We start from the raw sequence: 18,463 nt of genomic DNA, 5'->3' as shown, positions 1-18,463 counted from the left end.
CTTCAGCAGCTTAAAGCTCGTCTAACCACAGCCATAGCTCACCCACTGTCAACTGCAACACCTGAGCAAACTCTGGGATGGGTAATTGATCTTCTGCGCGATCGCAAATTCGAGGCATTTGATCCGGCGTGAACACCCACACTTCTTCTACTTCTGGGTTAATCAGCCAGCCCATCACCGTCACATTTTGCAGACAATAGAGAATTTTTTTGGTGACTTGGGTCTGGCTTTGTTGGGGTGAGAGGATTTCAATCACCCAATCGGGGGGCACGTCGAATTGATTTGCAATCCGCCCCTGATTCGTGCGGGGAATGTTTGTCCAGCGATACACCGAAATATCCGGAACGAGGGCGCGATTGTCAAAGACACACCGCAATTCTGTAAACGCTCTAGCAATTTTTTCTGGTTTTAATGCCAGATTGATCGCTGTTGCCAGTTCGGTTTGAATGGCGCTGTGTTCTCCCTGGGGCATGGGTTTTTGAAAAATTGTGCCATTGATATATTCTTGGGCGGGCTGCGTTTCTGGCAATTGCAAAAACTCCGCCAAAGTGAGGTTCTTTTCAGAAGTTAGCATCATAAATGGTCTTGACAGTTACAAACAAAAAATCATTTGGTAATAGTGTGATCGCTCAACTTGTCTTCCGGTGAACATTGTCTACTTTTAGATTTCTATCTCTCATTCTGGTTTAGGTTTAGATGGATTTTTAAGGGTTTCCTTTTTGAAATACCGTTCACTATAATTCTTCTTCAGATTATCCACAGCCAATTCATGTGTATTGATAAATTGCTGTATCTTGAAGTCACTAATATCATGAATTTCATATTGCGCAAATTCTTTAAAGAATTTTTTTGTTTTCTCTTTTAGTAAGGATTCAGGTGGGGGGGGGTTGACAAATCAGAAAAAACAGCTAAGTTAGCACAATGAAGCCCATCGAGATTCCCCCAGCCGTCGAACGAGAGCAACTGAGACAAGCATCATCAGAGGTGCTGGTGGAACTGGTGTTGCGGCAACAAGAGATTATTCAGCAACTAGTCTGGGAAATAGAGCGGCTCAAGAACAACGCCAACAGCGATAGCGAGAGTTCATCGAAACCCCCATCAAGCGACATCCACAAACGCTCAGAACACCAACCCCCAGAAAAAGAGCCACCAAGCCAAGGAAAACGTAAACCCGGTGGGCAACCCGGTCATCAGGGAAAAACTCGCAAAGGGTTTGGCAGAATAGACCGCTACGAAATGGTGCGAGCACAAGTGTGTGGGTACTGTGGGAGCCAAGAGTTGAGCCTAGTCCCCCGAAAAACGCGCCGCCATGAAGTAGCCGAGTTAATCCAACCCGCCATAGAAGTAGTGGAGTATGAGCAGCAGTGCTGCTGTTGTAGCCGATGCGGACAGGAAACATGGGGAGAGTTACCGCCGCAAGTGCTGGGAGGTCAAAGCTTAGGAGTCGGGCTGCAATCCCTGTTGGTGTGGTTGGGGAACTACGCTCACATGAGCTATGAAAAGCAGCAGGAATTCCTAGAGGAACTGGGGAATATCACCGTGGGAGTAGGGACATTACAAGCGACCAACGAAAGGGCATCCCAAAGCGTTAAGCCGACAGTAGAGGAACTGGGAAACTGGGTGAAACACCAAGACTACGCCCAAGTGGATGAAACACCATGGCTAGTCAAGGGAGTGAAAGAGTGGATGTGGGTAGTGTGTGGGGTGGGTTTTTGCCTCTTCCACGCCGCTGATACTCGTTCAAGGGCGGAATTAGAGACCCTATTAGGTCGAAGCTTTGATGGTGTACTCGTCTCTGATGACTTCAGTGTGTACAACGGTTATGAGGTGAAAGCCCAGCAGAAGTGCTTGGCTCATCTAAGGCGGCACTTCAAGAAAGTCTGCAAGCTCAGGCATGGAAAAAATCCAGAGTTGGCGAAGGCATTCCTGGATTTGATTGACACAGCCTTTGAGCAGCATCGTCAGTGGCGTGAAACCGAGGATGGGGCTGCCTATCATCAATGGGCGGCGGGCTTTATCTATGAGGTGAAGGCGGCTGTGGAGCATTGGCTCCCCCTGGCTGGGCATGAGGCGGGCTTGTTATTGCGCTCTCTACGCGATAAGGCAAATCAGTGGTGGTATTTCCTGTCCCATCCAGAAATTCCCCCGGATAATAATCGTGCGGAACGCTCGTTGCGGTTGGCTGTAACCAAGCGTAAGGTTTGTGGTGGCTCGCGTTCGATGGCAGGTTTTGCCCAGACGGCAAGGTTACTGAGTGTGATTCAGACTTGTCGGACTCAAGGGCGTTCGGTGTTGAGTTTCTTGAAACAAGCTTTGATGGCGACGGCTTCTCCTGAGCAAGTCTCCATGCCTTCCCTCATCCCTGCTACCTGAATCCTTACGTTTTTTTCTCATTATTTCAACTTCATGTGTAAAGGCTGCATTGTATGAAAGTGTTTTTGTGGGAATTATGAGAATTCTTTTACAATTAGCATCTCGATACACATCTTCAAACCATGCAGAATGTGTATTCATTTGTCCGGATTCATGTTTTGTTATCTCTGATCGATCTGCTTTTACTTCGCTCTTACATTCAATCAAAAAATATTGATCTTTTGCAACGCACCAAAGATTGTCAGGCCCTTTCTTTATTTCTTTGTCAGGTCTTTGACACAAAAAACCAAGAGCTTGTCCAATTTCATGAATTGCTGCCTCAAATTTTTCTGAGGGTATTCCAAAGGATAAATCTTGAAGAATGCCGTCGATAGAAATCATCATGTCCTGATAGTTCGTATATTGTGATATCCATGTACGAATACGGCTAACTCGATTTTCATTGATATATTCAAGTCTCGAATAACTAATTCCTTCTTTTGGCTTTAACAGTTGTGAATTACAAGTAAAAGCGGATTTCTGTATTTCATTACTCGCAACTTTGCTAATTTGATATTTATAACGTGCTAACTGTTGTAAGTACCACCCTTTTTCAGATTTATCTCCTGAAAACTCATCACACAGAGATTGCATTTTGTCACAGGCCTTCTCAAGCTCACCTGAAGAGAAGTATTTTTCAGCATCATATTCTTTTTTTAATAATTCATATAAGCTCTTTCGTTTTTCCTCTTCACCAATTCCTTTCATTTCTTCAGAATAATATTCTTTCCATGCTTCATCTCGCTTGAGTAACTGATCGAGCAACTCAAGTAACATATCAGAAGGTTGTAGACTATCGTCAGCATCTTCTCTTGAAAACTCTGCAACTTGTATTCCTATCTCGATCTGTTTTTGAGTCTGCGCTGAAAAATATTTGCTAGTTCCAGAACTTTTCACAAATTTAATTAGGTCACCTCCTACGAGTAGGATGACACTATAGTCTTTATCTCCTCTTACACTTCGACCTAATCCTTGCTCAATTTTTTGTGCTATTCGTATATTTATAATGTCACTACTGATTCGACACTGTTCTTCGTAGCGATCAAGAAGGGAATCAAAAAAAGGCTTTGAATCAAGAATCAAAATTCTACATGAGTCATCTGGAAGATCAATTCCATCATATCTGTTGGCAAAGACTAAAGTTTTTTCATAACAACCATTTTTAAGCTCTTGGACTTTTTTGTATATGTTGTCTGTGTCCACAACAAAAGAACCAATTCTTTCATACTGACCTTTTTTAATAAAACTTGGAATCAGTGAAACGACACCAAAATTACGCCTTGAATTAACTTTGCCCCAGTAATTCACAATCATTTCGCGATCTAAATCTTCATGAATAAGTGATGGAATGAGTATCAATTTCTCTCCCGACCACTTTTGTTCCTGATTTGTAAGAGGACGAGCTACCGAATCGATATCGAAACCTAATCCTTTGATAAAAAATGAATCATCCTGAGTGGTCGCAGACATTAAAACACGATGCTTTGCTCTACTAAAAGAACCAAAGCTATCAATGGGTATCAAAGAAGGAATTATTTCCAATGATTTCCCTGAAATAAAAGCTTGACAGTTTTTAATCATGTCTTTGATTACTGGCCATGTGAACTTCACTTCATTGGTATTTTTGCTTTCCAATATTTTGCTCGTAATATCTCTGTACTTATCAAACCAAGTCCAGTAAGGTATTGGAAGCATGGTATCGTAGTCTCCTTGCTGTATATCCTGGAAACTACCTTCTCCTTGCTCCCTGATCTCGTCACCACAAAGCATAAGAATAGAGCTATATAGATCATGATCTTTGGAAATCTTAATAGTTAAGGAATTCCTTATAGCATCAATACAAGCATGTGAATCATCAATAACTATTGCCCCTACATCAACAGACTTATTCGCCAATCCAAATTTGCTTTTCCCGTTAAATATTTTTTGAATATGAGTTATTAGAATCTTGCTTCCAGAAAGAAAATCATCAGGTAACTCGTTTGATTGAGATATCTCAGTAAATGGGATTCCAAATTTGCGTGCTTCCTGGCAAACTTGCGTGGCGAGGTACTTATTTGGGCACACGTACAAACATGGTCGTAAGTATTCAGGTCATGAGAATTTGGATGTAAGCATTGCTCAGTATGGGTTTCAGCTATTTCGGGCTATTTTGTTATTCTCAATAAACAAGGCTGTAACCCCTAGTCTTGCGTACTTATTGAGAATGAACTGTTAGTTTAGAACTCACCTCGATTTTGAAAGCCTTGCTGTGACTGCGTTTCAAGTACCTGAATCCTTACACATGGTCTTTCACCAGAGTTTAGCTTGGATTGCAGGATTAATAGTCCAATAAGAGTCTTGCCATCACCCGTATGAAGTTTGACGATATTATCTCTTTTGTCTTGCCGTTTTGAAAACCAATCTTTCAATATCTTTTCTTGAGCAGGTCTCAATGGCCCAGTTTCGCTCCGACGATCTAATGAATCATAAACTTCTAGCGGATCAATTTTTTTTGAAATAGTTCTATTTTTGAGTTTCTTTTTGAAATCAACCATTATCTTCTATTTTCCTACAGTGAACTTGATTTATATAAAGTGAGTGAATCGCTACAACACCAATCGCCCCGCCCGAAAAACCTGCTCCGCTGTCAGTTCTAAACTAGGAAACACCGCCGACTTAACCCGATCGCACCCCTGAAATAACGCCACCTGATATTCTCCTTGCACCAAAGAACACACCGTTAATGTTGGTACTTTGGGGGAGCCAATGTATCGCTGCGCTCCCAATGCCTTGTAGTCCACTAGCCAATATTCTGGGATTCCCATCGCTTCATAGTCCCCTAATTTGAGCGTGTAATCATCACGCCAATTTGTGCTGACCACCTCCACCACCAGGCGAATACTTGACCCTGCTATCACCGTCGAAGCCCGTTCCCATAAGGGTTCTGTTGCTAAGGCTGCCCAATCTAATACCGTGATGTCCGGGACATAACCTGCTGCGGGTCGATCCGGCTTCACCACACAGGTCGTCGGAATGACCCAATCTTGCTGCTGTTGCTGAATCTGTAAACCGAATTGCAACGCGAGAAAACCGGCAATGAGTTCGTGTTGACCTCGTGGACGCACGGAAATCACCTCGCCTTCAATGAGTTCGTAGCGATCGCCCCGCTCCGGATAGGTGGCAATGAAGTCTTCAAAGGATAGAGCCAGTGTTGAAGCTTGTACCATGAGCCGTAGCCGAAAAAGATACTATTGATCTTATCGAAAAATGGAATAGGCGATCGCACCCACGAGCAACACCACCCCGGCGATCGCACTTGCACCCACGGGCATCAGTTCCGCCTGACGCTGGGCGATCGCCACAAAGGCCCAAATCATCACCCCTGGATAGACCCCATCTCGGTAATGGAGGGCGATCGCGCCTCCCAACAGCGTCGCCACCCCCACCATCACACAGGCCCACACCTGCGCCCCCAAGCCCAACTCCACCCAGCCAGAACTATAGAGCGCCGTCGCCCCGTTCACCACCGTCGCCACACTAATCCAGCCGAAATAAAGACTCAAAGGGTAATCCACAAACCAGCGCTCGCGTCCCTTGCGCTGCCCCCCGTCACGCCATTGTCCATAGCCCCAAATCAACGCCGCCAAAATCACCCCCATCGCCACCATCGATCCCCAAAAGAGGCGCGAGAGAAAGAGAAACACCCAGACAATCTGCGCCACGGAACTGAGAATGAGGGCATGGCGTACCGGGTTGAGGTCGGCGCGATCGCGCTGTCTCGGCAGGAGTTGATAGACCCCAAAGGTGATCAGTCCCAGATAAATCACCCCCCAAATAATGAAGGCGTAATTGGCGGGAGTGATCACCACTTCTCCAAAGGTATTGTTCGCGATCGCCCCAATGGATTCACCGCCAATCGGGTCAAGATTCGACCAAGCATTGACCGCAAACGTCACCAAAATCGCCAACAGCGTTAGAGCGGGGTGGAGCAGAGTGAAAATAGACTTCATAGCAAATTCAGCGCATAGACCGTCTCTATTCTGGCAAATGACGCTAATGGGGGGGGGCGATCGCGCCCCGTCCCCGTGGGATAGCTGTTTTGACTGTCCGGTTAATTCAAGAGCCTTACAAATACTTCTGCAAAATCACCGCTAACTTCTCTTTGGTGGCTGGGGGCGCGTTGTTTAATGGCGTGAGAATAGCGTATTTGAGGGCGCTGTGGGCATCGGATTGAGGGGGATTCGCTGCCAACTGGGCTACGGTGGCTTGAATCACCTGTTGGGCATTACTGGCATTGCGGTGGAGGTGCTCGATAATCATTTCGACGGTGACGCTGTCATGATCGGGATGCCAACAGTCGTAATCGGTGACGAGGGCGAGGGTGGCGTAGGCGATTTCCGCCTCGCGGGCGAGTTTGGCTTCGGTGAGGTTGGTCATGCCAATCACACTTGCGCCCCAACTACGGTAGAGGTTCGATTCGGCTTTGGTGGAAAAGGCAGGGCCTTCCATGCAGACGTAAGTGCCGCCGCGATGGAGATCTACGTCGGTGAAATTCGCGGCTTCGACGGCATCGCCTACAATTTTTGCCAACTGGGGACAAACCGGATCACCAAAGGCGATATGAGCGACGATGCCCGCTTCAAAAAAAGTGGCTTGGCGGTGTTGGGTGCGATCGATGAATTGATCCGGCACCACCATGTCGAGGGGTTTAATCTCGCCTTTGAGTGATCCCACCGCCGATGCTGAGATCAGATATTCCACACCCAATTGCTTCATGGCGTGGATGTTGGCGCGGAAGGGGAGTTCCGAGGGGGTGAGGTGGTGGTTGCGGCCATGGCGGGCGAGGAAGGCGACGGGTGTGCCGTTGAGTTCGCCGGTGATCAAGGCATCGGAGGGGGGGCCGTAGGGGGTGTCGAGGCTGACTTCTGCGATCGCGCTCAGGGCATCCATCTTGTAGAGACCACTGCCGCCAATGATGCCAATTTTGATCGGATTCATGAGCTAATTGAAAATGAAGTTAACTTAGGTCGATTGATTGCAATCGTTCAGGTATTCCCACCAGCGATTGAGGGGATAATAGAGCACCGGGGCCCAGAGACTACTCAGAATCGCCGAAGATAGGGCAATGCGCTGATGTTCCGTCCAAACGAGGGCCACATTGCGTAATCCTTGGATACTGTACTGCATGGCGGTAATTGTTTCGGCCACCACCGCCATCCCAAAAACAATCAGCGCAATGGAAATGAAGTCTTCTTGGATGTAGCGTTGCTTTTGAATCTTAGCGGTGAGAATGCCCACGAGCATGAGGCTAATGATATGGGAGGGGTAAGACAGGAGAATATCGCTTTCAACGCCAGGCATGGAGGGATCAATCGGCATAATGCCATCCATGACGGGGACACCATCAAAGGCCGTCAGTCCATCTTGAATCAAACCGAGGGCAATGCCAGCGATCGCCCCTTGGAAGACATTGCGCTTTACACTCCACACCACCACCCAAATCAGCAGCCAATTCGGCCGAATCCCCAGCAACTCAGTCCCCGGTAATCGGGTCGGCAAAATCATCAAGCAGATCAACACCGAACCCGCCACAATTAACCAATTACACAGGTTTCGGAACCACGGAGAAAATTCAATAAATCTCAGCACAGTTTGTTGGCAATCCTCAGAATCTAGAGACGACTTTGAAAGGGATGAATCACCACCCACTCCAGATAATCAAAGGGCGCGGTTAGCTTAACGATGACCTCTGGGGCCGGGCTTTTTTCCAGATCCACCGTTTCCACCGAACCCAGGGGAATACCCGGCGGAAATAGATAACTCGCTGGTGATGTGACAATCTTATCGCCGGGCTTCACATCCGGAACCTTGTCAAAAAATTCCATCACCGCTGTTTCTGAGCCTCGGCCCCGGATATAGCCCATATAACTTGTGCGGGCAATCTTCGCCCCCACTTTGCTCGTCGGGTCACTCGCCAACAGGACACGGCTCGTATTGGGGGTGACTTTAATCACCCGACCCACCAAGCCCCCCGGACTGCTGACCACATATCCCGTCTGAATCCCACTCTCAGAACCTCGACCGAGGGTAACCTGTTTCCACCAATGATCAACACTGCGGCCAATGACCGGAGCGGTGATCAGTTCTCCCTGGAAAGATTCACTGTAGTCGAGGAGTTCCTTGAGTTTTTGGTTTTGCTGTTCAAGCTCCACGAGCTTTGTTTCTAACTCAGAGACTCGCGCATCAGCCCAGCGTTCTTGGGGAATCGGGCCGGGCTGAAAGGATTGAACAGCTTGGTAGTACAACTCGGAGATAAACGCCCCTTGGGTCTGACGAAGGAATAGGGCGATCGCTAGCACCAAACCCGTTACAAAGAACTTTGGTCCGTAGCGATCCCACCAGCGGCGCACTGTAAACATTAACTCTGCCTCAACAGTCTTGATGTCATTTTAGCGATACAGGCACGTTTTCCTGCCATCAGTGCAAAATGTCTACATCACGCGCGAGCGACTGCTAAAGACTCGTTCTAACTGCTTAAAGTTCTCCAGCACTCGGCCCGTTCCGAGCACCACACAACTCAAGGGGTCAGCCGCGATATGGGTGACAATGCCAGTTTCATGGCTAATCAGGGTATCAATGCCGTTGAGAAGTGCCCCACCGCCCGCGAGCATAATGCCGCGATCGATAATATCCGCCGCCAACTCAGGCGGAGTCCGTTCTAAGGTACGCTTCACCGCATCAACGATAACCGCCAAGGGTTCCGACATACTGTCACGCACCTCTGTGGACTTAATCGTCACAGTGCGGGGCAACCCAGACAGCAAATGCAAGCCCCGGACTTCCATCGTCAAGTCCTCATCCCCTTGTAAGGGATAGGCCGAACCAATTTGGATTTTGATTTCTTCGGCGGTGCGTTCTCCAACCACCAGGTTATGCACCTTTTTCATGTATTGGGTAATCGACTCGCTGAGTTCATCCCCGGCAACCCGCACGGATTCACTGAGGACAGTGCCCTGCAAGCTCAAGACGGCTACTTCTGTGGTTCCCCCACCAATATCAATAATCATGTTGCCGGTGGGTTCCGCCACCGGCAAGCCTGCACCAATGGCAGCGGCAACGGGTTCATCAATGAGGTACACATCCCGTGCCCCAGCTTGGGAAGCGGCTTCCATGACGGCACGCCGTTCAACACCAGTGACACCGCTGGGAATCCCAATCACGATCCGGGGGGATACTAGGGTGCGGCCTTCATGGACTTGCCGAATAAAGTGTTTCAGCATCAGTTCAGCCGTATCAAAGTCTGCAATAACCCCATCCCGGAGGGGACGCAGGGCTACCACATTACCGGGGGTACGACCTAGCATTTTTTTGGCATCTTCACCAACGGCTAGGGGTAATTTTAGGTCTTGGTCAATGGCAACAACGGAAGGCTCTTGCAAGACAATCCCTTTTCCAGAGACATAGACCAGGGTGTTTGCTGTCCCTAGGTCGATTCCCATATCTCTGGATAATGTAAAGCGACTAAATATTCCCACGCTTTTTTACGCCCCCAAGTGCGATACTCTACTGGCTAGTTTAGAACTGACATGATGGTCACAATGTAACCGATGTGGATTCTATTATGTTTTCCGTCCCCCGTCTAGTCAAATCGGGGATTTTCCTGGCCGGGTGCATGGGGGGTGAGGTGATGGGGCGGTAAAAGAACGGATGAGTCAGGGGTTGAGGGCAAAATCACTTGGGGGCGGGTCAGGGACTCGCTAAAATAGTACAAAAAATCTCAGATAATGAGATCGGCTGAATTAAGCTGAAACCATCAGTTGAACTGTAATCATTACGTAATTTTTAGGAGTTGTTGGGGCGATGAGTTTAAACGTTGTGAATTTGGTGGGGCGTGCGGGGGCTGATCCGGATGTGCGCTATTTTGAGTCGGGGTCGGTGTTGTGCAAGTTGACGTTGGCAGTGAACCGACCGACGAGTAAGACGGATCAACCCGATTGGTTCAACCTGGAAATTTGGGGGAAGACGGCGGAAGTTGCAGCGAATTATGTGCGCAAGGGGAAGTTGTTGGGGATTCAGGGCGAGTTGGTGATTGAGACCTGGCAAGATAGCCGCACGGGGACGGAACGGTCGAAGCCGGTGATCCGGGTGATTCGCCTTGATTTGTTGGGGTCGAAGCGGGATGATGCGGCGGGGGCGGCAGGTTATACCGATTATGGTTCGGGGGGTGAGTTTTAGCTTGGGGGCGATCGCAACTCCCCGCCTCGCTGGCCTATTCGTCCATGGGGCTTGTTAAGATACGTTGGATTGCTTTTCTGCCCACGCCTACTCTTTATTGTTATGACTGAACTGATGGATGAACAGACGTTGCGCGATCGCATTGAAACCGTGCGTCAGCGGCGCGGCTTTTTACTGGATCTCCTCGAACAGCCGGATCTAGGGACATTACGCCTGGATGTCAACCAAGCCCTCGAAGAATTAGACGAACTCTTAGAAGAGTATGAGCGGGTTTTTCCGGCTTAGGATTCAGGGTGCGATCGCCCGGTTGATCCGATTCGAGTTGATCCGCCGTGATGCAATGCCTTGATGAAAACCGGACGATGGAGCAGGTGACCCGATGGGGTTAGTCCAGTCCATAATCCGGTTTTTCCGTGGAGGTTGCAGCGTTGATTTGTGGGATCGATTCAAAGTTACGTCGATGGTGAATAGTTTTGATGGTACGGGGTGCAGATATAGAAGAGTGTCCCGACAAAGCTAAAGGCGGTGGCAATCACTAAACTGCCATTGAGGGGATGGCCATCCCCAAAGGTGGAAAGAATGGTAATGACAAAATCAAAGGCTTGGTGACCCATCTGAACCAGGCCCAAGAGACAGGGCACCATGAAGGAACTGGCCAACACAATGCCAATCAACATCAAGGGCATCACAAAGCTCAACAGGGCTGTGAGAAAACAGGATTGGATGTGATGGTTGGATAAACGCATATCCGAGACGGCTCCTTAGTGCGGACGTTATTCACCGTTAGTTTCGTTCAAGACAGAAGTGCGAAACGCAAGACCTGATGACAGACTTTGGTGAACTTGCCTCTCACGATAAAGGCAATCCGTGAGGAGAATGGCATTATGTCGCAAATCTTAAGAATTTATTAAATTAGTTTGTAAAGATAGCTAGATATGGCTGAAGTGACGCAGTTTCGTTAAAACAGTGGGGGGAATGGCTGAGATCGAGTGATGCGATCGCTCAATTGCATTAACGTTTGATTGAGTTTAGTATCTTTTTTCCGTAATTGCGCAATCTTGTCACAACTGTACAAAACGGTGGTGTGGTCTTTGCCGCCAAATTCTTCGCCAATGCGGGGCAAACTTAAATTGGTATGTTGGCGCATTAAATACATCCCCACTTGGCGGGCGAGGCTGATTTCCCGGCGGCGAGAATTACCTTTCAGAAGATCTGCTGACACCTCAAACACGGCGGTAATCGCGTTTAAAATCGCCTCAGGGGTCGCATCCACCGTTTCCACGGGGGGATTGAGGACGGGGGCAATGTTTTCCACCATCATCGGTAGCCCGGAAATGGAGGTGTAGGCGATCGTCCGAATCAAAGCCCCTTCGAGTTCCCGAATATTAGAGGTGTAATGAGTGGCGAGATATTCAATCACCGTGCGGGGTAAGCGCACATTTTCGTCGTCGGCTTTCTTTTCAAGGATCGCCATCCGGGTTTCAAAGTCGGGAGATTGGATGTCGGCGATCAACCCCATGGAAAAGCGCGAACAGAGGCGTTCTTGGAGGCGGGGGATCTGACTGGGGGGGCGATCGGCGGCGAGGACGACCTGTTTTCCGGCTTCGTGCAGGGTGTTGAAGGTGTAGAAAAACTCTTCTTGGGTATATTCTTTGCCTTCGATGAATTGAATGTCATCCACCATCAACACATCCGCAGCGCGGTAATGCTCCCGAAACCCTTCCATATTGTCTTGGCGGATGGCGGTGATCAGGTCGTTGGTGAATTTTTCCGTGGAGACGTAAAAGACTTGGGTTTGGGGGTTGATTTCGAGGCGATAGTTACCGATCGCTTGCATTAAATGGGTTTTTCCTAATCCCACCCCGCCACAGAGAAAGAGGGGGTTAAATTCTCGGCCCGGCGCTTCCGCCACAGCCAGGGACGCGGCATGGGCCATGCGGTTATTGGCTCCCACCACAAACCGCGAGAAGACGTATTTTTGGTTAAAGGGGGTTTCACTGGGGCGGCTGATGTCGAGGTCGCGATCGCTCCCCGCCGTCGGTTCAATCCGCCAGCTTTGATCATGATCTACCTGAGCCGTGGTGATTTGCAGTTCGAGGGAATGGCCGAGAATTTCCGTCACCACCTCACCGATAGGATGGAGATAGTGTTTTTGGAGCCAGTTACAGGCAAACAGGTTCGGCGCTTCGATCACTAAGCTCTGTTCCGTGAGGTGCTTCACCTGAGTTGGCTTCACCCACGTTTCAAAGGTGGGTTGGGTTAAACGATGTTCTAGGCGAGCCAAGACCTCTTGCCACAGTTGCTCAGGAGACATAGGGGATGCAGAGGAGAAAAGGACAAACGAGGACGATGAGTTTTGTATCTTAGCCCGTTTAATTAGGGATGGCTAGCATTCTGGGATGAACGGCAGCGGGGTGAGGGGGAATCGATACAATGGGGCTAACTGGATGTGTTGGAGAGAACGGGACTGTGAGCGACGAGCATTTATCAATTTTGTCCCATGAGCAGGCAATTTTACATCAACGGGCGATCGCGATCGCTGACCCCACCGCCCCGCAGATCCAGGCCTTAATTACAGCCATGCTCGCGACGGTTCAGGCCTCGAATGGAGTCGGCTTGGCCGCCCCCCAAGTGGGGCATTCCCTGCAACTGGTCATTGTCGCCTCCCATCCTAACCCCCGCTATCCCAACGCGCCAGACCTAGCCCCCTTTGCCCTGATTAACCCGCAGATCCTCGCCCATAGCGAAGACAGGGTGGAAGACTGGGAAGGGTGCTTAAGTGTGCCCGATGTGCGGGGGATTGTGCCCCGCTGGCAGTGGGTGCAGGTGGCCTATGGCGATCGCCACGGTCAGCCCCACTGTGACACCTACAACGGCTTCGTCGCCCGGATTATCCAACATGAACTCGACCACCTCCAGGGCATTCTCTTTACCGAGCATCTCGCAGCGGGCGATCGCCACACCGAAACCGACTATCTCGCCAGGATTAAGCCCTCCCTATGCTAGGCTACGGCGTGGATTCATTAGGGCTTCATCGTTTGTTTGGCGATCGCATCAGCATTATCCATTGACCCCACGCTAGTTTTCCCACCCGATTCTTGGTCCCTTCAATTCAATGCAACACGATAACGTCACCCACTACGCAGATCTCCTCGCAGCCCTCGGCACACCCGCCCGGTTAACCATCGTGCGCCTCTTAGTTAAAAAATCGCCCCACCCCCTCAGCATCGAACAACTCCAAGAACGCCTCAAAATTCCAGCCTCCATCCTCAATCAACACCTCAACAAACTCCGCCAACAGGGAATCTTAATCATCCCCGACCCCAACGCAGCCACCCACTACACCGTTGATGTCAATGTCCTAGAAGACCTCCTCGCCTTCTTTTATGCCGAATGTTGTGTGCGGCAGCGTGTAATTGACTGGGGACGAGTCAACGACAAAAAAGAGCGGCTCTTAACCGAAGCCGAAGTCGCCACCGTCGATCAAGAAAGCCTCGAAAACGTGATCGACACCGCCATCTACGATCGCCTCGGTGGTAAAGTCCTCCAAGCCCTCCTCCTCGCCCGTACCGAAGCGATCCGCTCCGGCCATCAACAAATCGGCGCAGAACACCTCCTCCTTGGGCTGATCTTAGAAGGCAGCGGCCTCGCCACCACCGTCTTGCAACAGTGGGGCCTCACCGCATTTGCCATGCGACAGGTGATCACCCCCCACCTAGACGTAACCGAACCCCCCCAACATATCCCCTTCAGCCCCGAAGCCTCCCACGTCCTCACCCTGGCCCTGGTCGAAGCCAACGAAAGTGGCGATATCTTGATCAACACAGAACATATTTTGGTCGGCCTGATTCGCGCCCTCCAAGAATCCCAAACCCGCAATCATCCCCTCTCCATCGCCTCTCAATTCCTCGTCCAACTCAACCTCGATCCTGAAACCATGCTCACCACCCTCCAAGATCAGGCATGATTGCCCCCCGCCCAACGGGAAAAAGCCCAGAGCATCGGCTCTAGGCTTTTAGATTTCACCCAAAATATTGCAAACTAAAGACCCAAAAGCCTTAGCGGATATATTCCTTCAGAATGCTATTCCGGTTCGGATGGCGTAACTTCCGCAGGGCTTTCGCTTCGATTTGGCGAATGCGCTCACGGGTCACATTGAAGATTTGCCCGATTTCTTCAAGGGTTTTCATCCGACCATCATCCAACCCATAGCGGAGGCGTAACACATCGCGCTCGCGAGGGCTGAGGGTGTCGAGGACACTTTCGAGATCTTCGCGGAGAAGATTTTTCGAGACTTGGTCTTCAGGGGTTTCGCCGTCGGCTTCGATGAAGTCGCCCAGGCGAGAATCTTCCTCTTTGCCGATGGGAGTTTCGAGGGAAATGGGAAGTTGGGCGGATTTGGCGATAAACCGCAGCTTTTCGATCGTCATTTCCATCCGGGTGGCGATTTCTTCCTCGGTGGGTTTGCGCCCCATTTCTTGGGAGAGGATTTTGGTGGTTTTCTTGATCCGGGAGATGGTTTCGTAGAGGTGGACGGGGAGGCGAATGGTGCGGGATTGATCTGCGATCGCTCGCGTAATCGCTTGGCGAATCCACCAGGTGGCATAGGTGGAAAACTTATACCCTTTCGCATGGTCAAATTTTTCCGCCGCCCGAATCAACCCTAGGGAGCCTTCTTGAATCAAGTCCTGAAAAGACAAGCCCCGATTCATATATTTCTTCGCGATGGACACCACCAGTCTGAGGTTAGACTGCACCATTTTGTCCTTGGCACGACGGCCAATGAACAGGCGACGACGAAAATCCGGGTAGGCTAACTCAGTGGCGGCAGCCCATTCGTGAAGATTGGGTTCACGTTCGAGGGAGTCAAAGAGGTCATCGCGAATCCGTTCAAATTCGAGAAGTTCAGCAATTTTTCGAGCGAGTTCGATCTCTTCTTCGGCACGAAGGAGGCGAATCCGACCAATTTCTTGGAGATAGATCCGAATGGAATCCTCTGTGTAGGGTTTCTTGCGCGTTTGCTCACGACGACGGGATGCGCCCTTTTTCTGTTTTGAATCCTCATCTTCGGTGATATCTGCTTTGATCAGAGTTTCATCTGATTCTTGTTCAATCAGATACTCTAGGGCTTCGTTCTGAGGTTGGGTAATCTTTGCGAGATCGTAATTCGCCTGAGTCATGCTGTTTTCCTCTTGCTCCTTCAGTTCAAGACCAGAACATCGTTCATTGTTGTGATTTCACGATGGTTTCGATAATCATTCTGCATTACCGAAGTACTACATCGCCCATCACCTTAACGCAAATATCATTCGGATAAATCCTTGGGTTTTTCCCATGGAGTCGCACGGCACTCTGCGCAAAGTTGAAGACGCGACCGCACAAATTCTTGACTGGACAGGATGTTACACTCCTGACGTGAATCCCTTTGAAACTCATGGTTGGCCAAGACTGATGGCATGAGTTGGATTGATTCGTTGGCAGAGTGTAACGTTTTTAACCTTCTATCAAGGACAGATCCTGCTTTAATGATTCCCTGAGCGTTAATTTAAGAACTCAGTTTTGGTTGGGCTGTCAGACATTGTAATGAATTCAAATCGAAATGACAGCCCATTGATCGTGGATTTTGCAAAAATCGCAAAATTCAAGACATGTCTTAATCAAATTGTTGAAGTTGCTGGCGACTCAGATAGCTTTTTAGTTCTTTTGTATTGAAAATTTCAGGGGGAATTGGGGCATTTTTAATGAGGCTGAGCTGCTCCTCAGATTGATAATCCAAGTGATACGAAGACGATCGCTGCGTCTGTCCTGGGGCTGCGGTGGGGGCATGCTGCGATCGCCCTAGGGTTTACGTGGAATGAGAGATCAGGTTTGTCCTGTGTCGTTCTGAACTGGCACAAGGGCAAGGAGTGGAGGGAGTGGTGGATTGGAAGTCCCAAAGCCTACCGGCTGTATGTTTGCTGCTATTGGGGAGTTGTATGGTGGGGTCGCAGTCGATGCCAGACTCCCCATCTGCGGTGGTGGGCTGTGCAACCTTGCCCCCATTGAAGGCGGGTTTGGCGGCGGCGTTTGAGGCGGCGACTTTGGCTCAGGAGGCGGCGACTTTGGCGGCATGGCATCAGGTGGCGTGGCGGTTGCTGCGGGACGTGCTGACCCCAGCCCAGTTACCCCGGTTGATTCTCTGGGTGGAGGGGGTGCGATCGCTCAACAGCAGCCGCCCCGACTCCACTCTTGATTAATCTGCCCGTGATTAATCTGCCCGTGACCGCCTCCTATTTAGACGTAACCCGCCAACACGTAGAAGCCGAATTTCAAACCTTTATGGCCACCAAAGCCAATCAAGAAGGGTGGCAGTTTCTCGACCTCAGCCGCCAATGGTTAAACAATCCCGCCTATTTTGCCGATCCGACCCATTTGAATCAAACGGGAGCCGCCCAACTCAGTCAACAATTGAGCGATCGCGTCACCCAAACCCTGACCGGGCGTTCCCTCCCTGTGCCCAGCCCCACCCCCAGCCCCAAGATTCTCCTGCCGCCGCCCCCCTAGCGAGCCTAAATCACCTTTTCGAGATCCGCTCCAGCATCATTAAGTTGCTGCGCCCCTTGACGGGTTTGGCGAATACCTTGCACATTCTCTTGCGCCCCTTGATTGAGCACCGTCATGGTCTGGCTCACCTGCTGCACAGCCTGAGCCTGCTCACTGCAATTCTGAGCAATCTGTTGACTACTCTCCACCACCGACTGAATCGCATGGGTGACCTCTGCAAAAATAGCCGCCGTATCGTGGGAAATGGTGGTGCTTGTTGCTAGGGTTTGCGTGCCGTCGGCGGTTGCGCTCACTGTGCCCTGCACAGCCCGTTGAATGTCCTGAACCAGGGTTTGAATCGTGGCCCCCGATTGTTTACTCGCATCGGCTAGTTTCCGAATCTCCGCCGCCACCACGGCGAACCCTTTCCCCTGTTCCCCCGCTCGCACCGCTTCCACCGCCGCATTTAACGCCAACATATTCGTCTGACCGGCGAGATCGCCCACCAGCGTAGACACCTGGGAAATTTGTAACGCCTTGGCTTGCAGGCCTTGGATTTGCGTGGCGATCGCATCGACCGTCTCATTCAGCGTCTCTAGGGCATGGAGCGATCGCGTCATCGCCGCTGTGCCGTCGTTCAAGCGAGCGATCGCCTGTTGAGCCGTAGCTAACGCCCGCTCTGCCTGTTGAACTGACTCTTGCGACGATTGATTCAATTGCTCCATCGTGGCGGTCGTTTGTTGCACCATCAGCGACTGTTGATTCATGATTGAACTCTGCTGATCGAGCGTCGATAACAACTGACCCGAAAACCCCGCCACAGTGCCCGTTAACCCCAACACCGAGCGGAGCAAACGCCGCAACACCATCATCACAATCGGCGTAGCCAGTCCGAGCGTCACCAGCACACTCACCAGGGTTAAAAGGGTCAAGCGGCGTACCGGAGCAAAGACCGAAGCACTTAAGCTCTGATATATCAAAATAAACGTACTATTCGGGTGTTGCGCATCCGGGGTGACGCGATCGTAGTAAATCAGATATGGAGTTCCGGCTTGAATAAATCCCGACTCATTGGTAAGAATCGCCTCAGCAACCTCAGGGGGATAATCATTCTTGAGATTGTCAGAATGACCCAACTCAAACCCCCATTCTTTTTCAACATCAGGATGGATTGACGTACTCCCCCGCATAAATGACGGGGGATTCTGGGTTCAGACAGCAATTGCAGGCGTAGCCCGTCTTATCTTGCCTCGCCCAATGGACAACGCCCTGCCCATAAGGTGCTCACCCCGGAATTTTACTTCGCGCTAGC

The 18,463-nt window shown here is 50.1% G+C and carries 19 protein-coding genes and 1 pseudogene; 7 read left to right on the top strand and 13 right to left on the bottom strand.

Annotated elements, in window-relative coordinates; all coding sequences use genetic code 11:
* Nucleotides 1-10: 10 nt before the first annotated feature.
* Entirely contained in the window at nt 11-577 is a 567-nt protein-coding gene (locus tag SPI6313_RS10260; protein WP_072620913.1) for a Uma2 family endonuclease, read from the bottom strand.
* A gap of 344 nt (nt 578-921) precedes the next feature.
* Here SPI6313_RS10260 and tnpC point away from each other — a divergent pair, with 344 nt between their 5' ends.
* A complete protein-coding gene (gene tnpC / locus SPI6313_RS23985; RefSeq protein ID WP_072620911.1) occupies nt 922-2,373 on the top strand; it encodes an IS66 family transposase in 1,452 nt (483 codons plus the stop codon).
* Between the two features lie 969 nt (nt 2,374-3,342).
* On the opposite strand, the pseudogene SPI6313_RS24405 reads toward tnpC, so the two are convergent.
* The 8 genes and pseudogenes from SPI6313_RS24405 to SPI6313_RS10210 all read right to left on the bottom strand — a co-directional run.
* Nucleotides 3,343-3,726 (bottom strand): annotated as a pseudogene (locus tag SPI6313_RS24405) (helicase C-terminal domain-containing protein); the annotation flags it as partial.
* Nucleotides 3,727-4,631: 905 nt separating this feature from the next.
* A complete protein-coding gene (locus tag SPI6313_RS10240) occupies nt 4,632-4,949 on the bottom strand; it encodes a DEAD/DEAH box helicase family protein (RefSeq protein ID WP_072620909.1) in 318 nt (105 codons plus the stop codon).
* A 51-nt stretch (nt 4,950-5,000) separates the two neighbouring features.
* Entirely contained in the window at nt 5,001-5,621 is a 621-nt protein-coding gene (locus tag SPI6313_RS10235) for a Uma2 family endonuclease (RefSeq protein ID WP_072620908.1), read from the bottom strand.
* Nucleotides 5,622-5,651: 30 nt separating this feature from the next.
* Complete coding sequence (locus SPI6313_RS10230; RefSeq protein ID WP_072620907.1) at nt 5,652-6,404, bottom strand: hypothetical protein; 753 nt, start codon at nt 6,402-6,404, stop codon at nt 5,652-5,654.
* 115 nt (nt 6,405-6,519) lie between these two features.
* Nucleotides 6,520-7,392 (bottom strand): S-methyl-5'-thioadenosine phosphorylase, encoded by an 873-nt coding sequence (locus tag SPI6313_RS10225; protein WP_072620906.1) that lies wholly within the window; start codon nt 7,390-7,392, stop codon nt 6,520-6,522.
* A 24-nt stretch (nt 7,393-7,416) separates the two neighbouring features.
* Nucleotides 7,417-7,959 (bottom strand): rod shape-determining protein MreD, encoded by a 543-nt coding sequence (mreD, locus tag SPI6313_RS10220; RefSeq protein ID WP_425443125.1) that lies wholly within the window; start codon nt 7,957-7,959, stop codon nt 7,417-7,419.
* 107 nt (nt 7,960-8,066) lie between these two features.
* Nucleotides 8,067-8,813 (bottom strand): rod shape-determining protein MreC, encoded by a 747-nt coding sequence (gene mreC, locus SPI6313_RS10215; protein WP_072620904.1) that lies wholly within the window; start codon nt 8,811-8,813, stop codon nt 8,067-8,069.
* A gap of 72 nt (nt 8,814-8,885) precedes the next feature.
* Nucleotides 8,886-9,893 (bottom strand): rod shape-determining protein, encoded by a 1,008-nt coding sequence (locus SPI6313_RS10210; RefSeq protein WP_175551115.1) that lies wholly within the window; start codon nt 9,891-9,893, stop codon nt 8,886-8,888.
* Between the two features lie 361 nt (nt 9,894-10,254).
* Between SPI6313_RS10210 and SPI6313_RS10205 the strand changes: the two genes are divergently transcribed.
* A complete protein-coding gene (locus SPI6313_RS10205; protein WP_072620902.1) occupies nt 10,255-10,629 on the top strand; it encodes a single-stranded DNA-binding protein in 375 nt (124 codons plus the stop codon).
* 102 nt (nt 10,630-10,731) lie between these two features.
* Nucleotides 10,732-10,914, top strand: coding sequence for a hypothetical protein (locus tag SPI6313_RS22890; RefSeq protein ID WP_139276608.1), 183 nt, complete (start codon nt 10,732-10,734; stop codon nt 10,912-10,914).
* Nucleotides 10,915-11,081: 167 nt separating this feature from the next.
* On the opposite strand, the gene SPI6313_RS10200 is transcribed toward SPI6313_RS22890, so the two are convergent.
* Nucleotides 11,082-11,375, bottom strand: coding sequence for a hypothetical protein (locus tag SPI6313_RS10200; RefSeq protein WP_072620901.1), 294 nt, complete (start codon nt 11,373-11,375; stop codon nt 11,082-11,084).
* A gap of 212 nt (nt 11,376-11,587) precedes the next feature.
* Nucleotides 11,588-12,943, bottom strand: a complete 1,356-nt coding sequence (gene dnaA, locus SPI6313_RS10195) for a chromosomal replication initiator protein DnaA (RefSeq protein WP_072620900.1) — start codon at nt 12,941-12,943, stop codon at nt 11,588-11,590.
* 155 nt (nt 12,944-13,098) lie between these two features.
* On the opposite strand from dnaA, the gene def reads away from it, so the two are divergent.
* Entirely contained in the window at nt 13,099-13,635 is a 537-nt protein-coding gene (gene def / locus SPI6313_RS10190; protein ID WP_217650563.1) for a peptide deformylase, read from the top strand.
* Nucleotides 13,636-13,744: 109 nt separating this feature from the next.
* On the top strand, nt 13,745-14,596 hold the full coding sequence (locus SPI6313_RS10185; protein ID WP_072620898.1) for a Clp protease N-terminal domain-containing protein: 852 nt from the start codon (nt 13,745-13,747) through the stop codon (nt 14,594-14,596).
* Between the two features lie 91 nt (nt 14,597-14,687).
* Here the strand turns inward: SPI6313_RS10185 and rpoD are convergent, their stop codons facing one another.
* Nucleotides 14,688-15,833, bottom strand: coding sequence for an RNA polymerase sigma factor RpoD (gene rpoD, locus SPI6313_RS10180; protein WP_175551219.1), 1,146 nt, complete (start codon nt 15,831-15,833; stop codon nt 14,688-14,690).
* A 714-nt stretch (nt 15,834-16,547) separates the two neighbouring features.
* Here rpoD and SPI6313_RS10175 point away from each other — a divergent pair.
* Both SPI6313_RS10175 and SPI6313_RS10170 read left to right on the top strand, forming a co-directional pair.
* The gene (locus SPI6313_RS10175) at nt 16,548-16,865 is read left to right on the top strand and encodes a hypothetical protein (protein ID WP_139276607.1); all 318 of its coding nucleotides are present in this window, start codon (nt 16,548-16,550) and stop codon (nt 16,863-16,865) included.
* Nucleotides 16,858-17,172 carry a hypothetical protein gene (locus tag SPI6313_RS10170; protein ID WP_072620895.1) on the top strand — a complete coding sequence of 105 codons (315 nt, stop codon included), beginning with the start codon at nt 16,858-16,860 and terminating at the stop codon, nt 17,170-17,172. The genes SPI6313_RS10175 and SPI6313_RS10170 overlap by 8 nt, the downstream gene beginning before the upstream one ends.
* Nucleotides 17,173-17,177: 5 nt before the next feature.
* On the opposite strand, the gene SPI6313_RS10165 is transcribed toward SPI6313_RS10170, so the two are convergent.
* On the bottom strand, nt 17,178-18,341 hold the full coding sequence (locus tag SPI6313_RS10165; protein ID WP_072620894.1) for a methyl-accepting chemotaxis protein: 1,164 nt from the start codon (nt 18,339-18,341) through the stop codon (nt 17,178-17,180).
* Between the last annotated feature and the right edge of the window lie 122 nt (nt 18,342-18,463).

This window comes from Spirulina major PCC 6313 (assembly GCF_001890765.1).
GTDB classification, from domain to species: domain Bacteria; phylum Cyanobacteriota; class Cyanobacteriia; order Cyanobacteriales; family Spirulinaceae; genus Spirulina; species Spirulina major.
The sequence above is the reverse complement of the archived record's forward strand: the minus strand, read 5'-3'. Positions and strand labels throughout refer to the sequence as shown.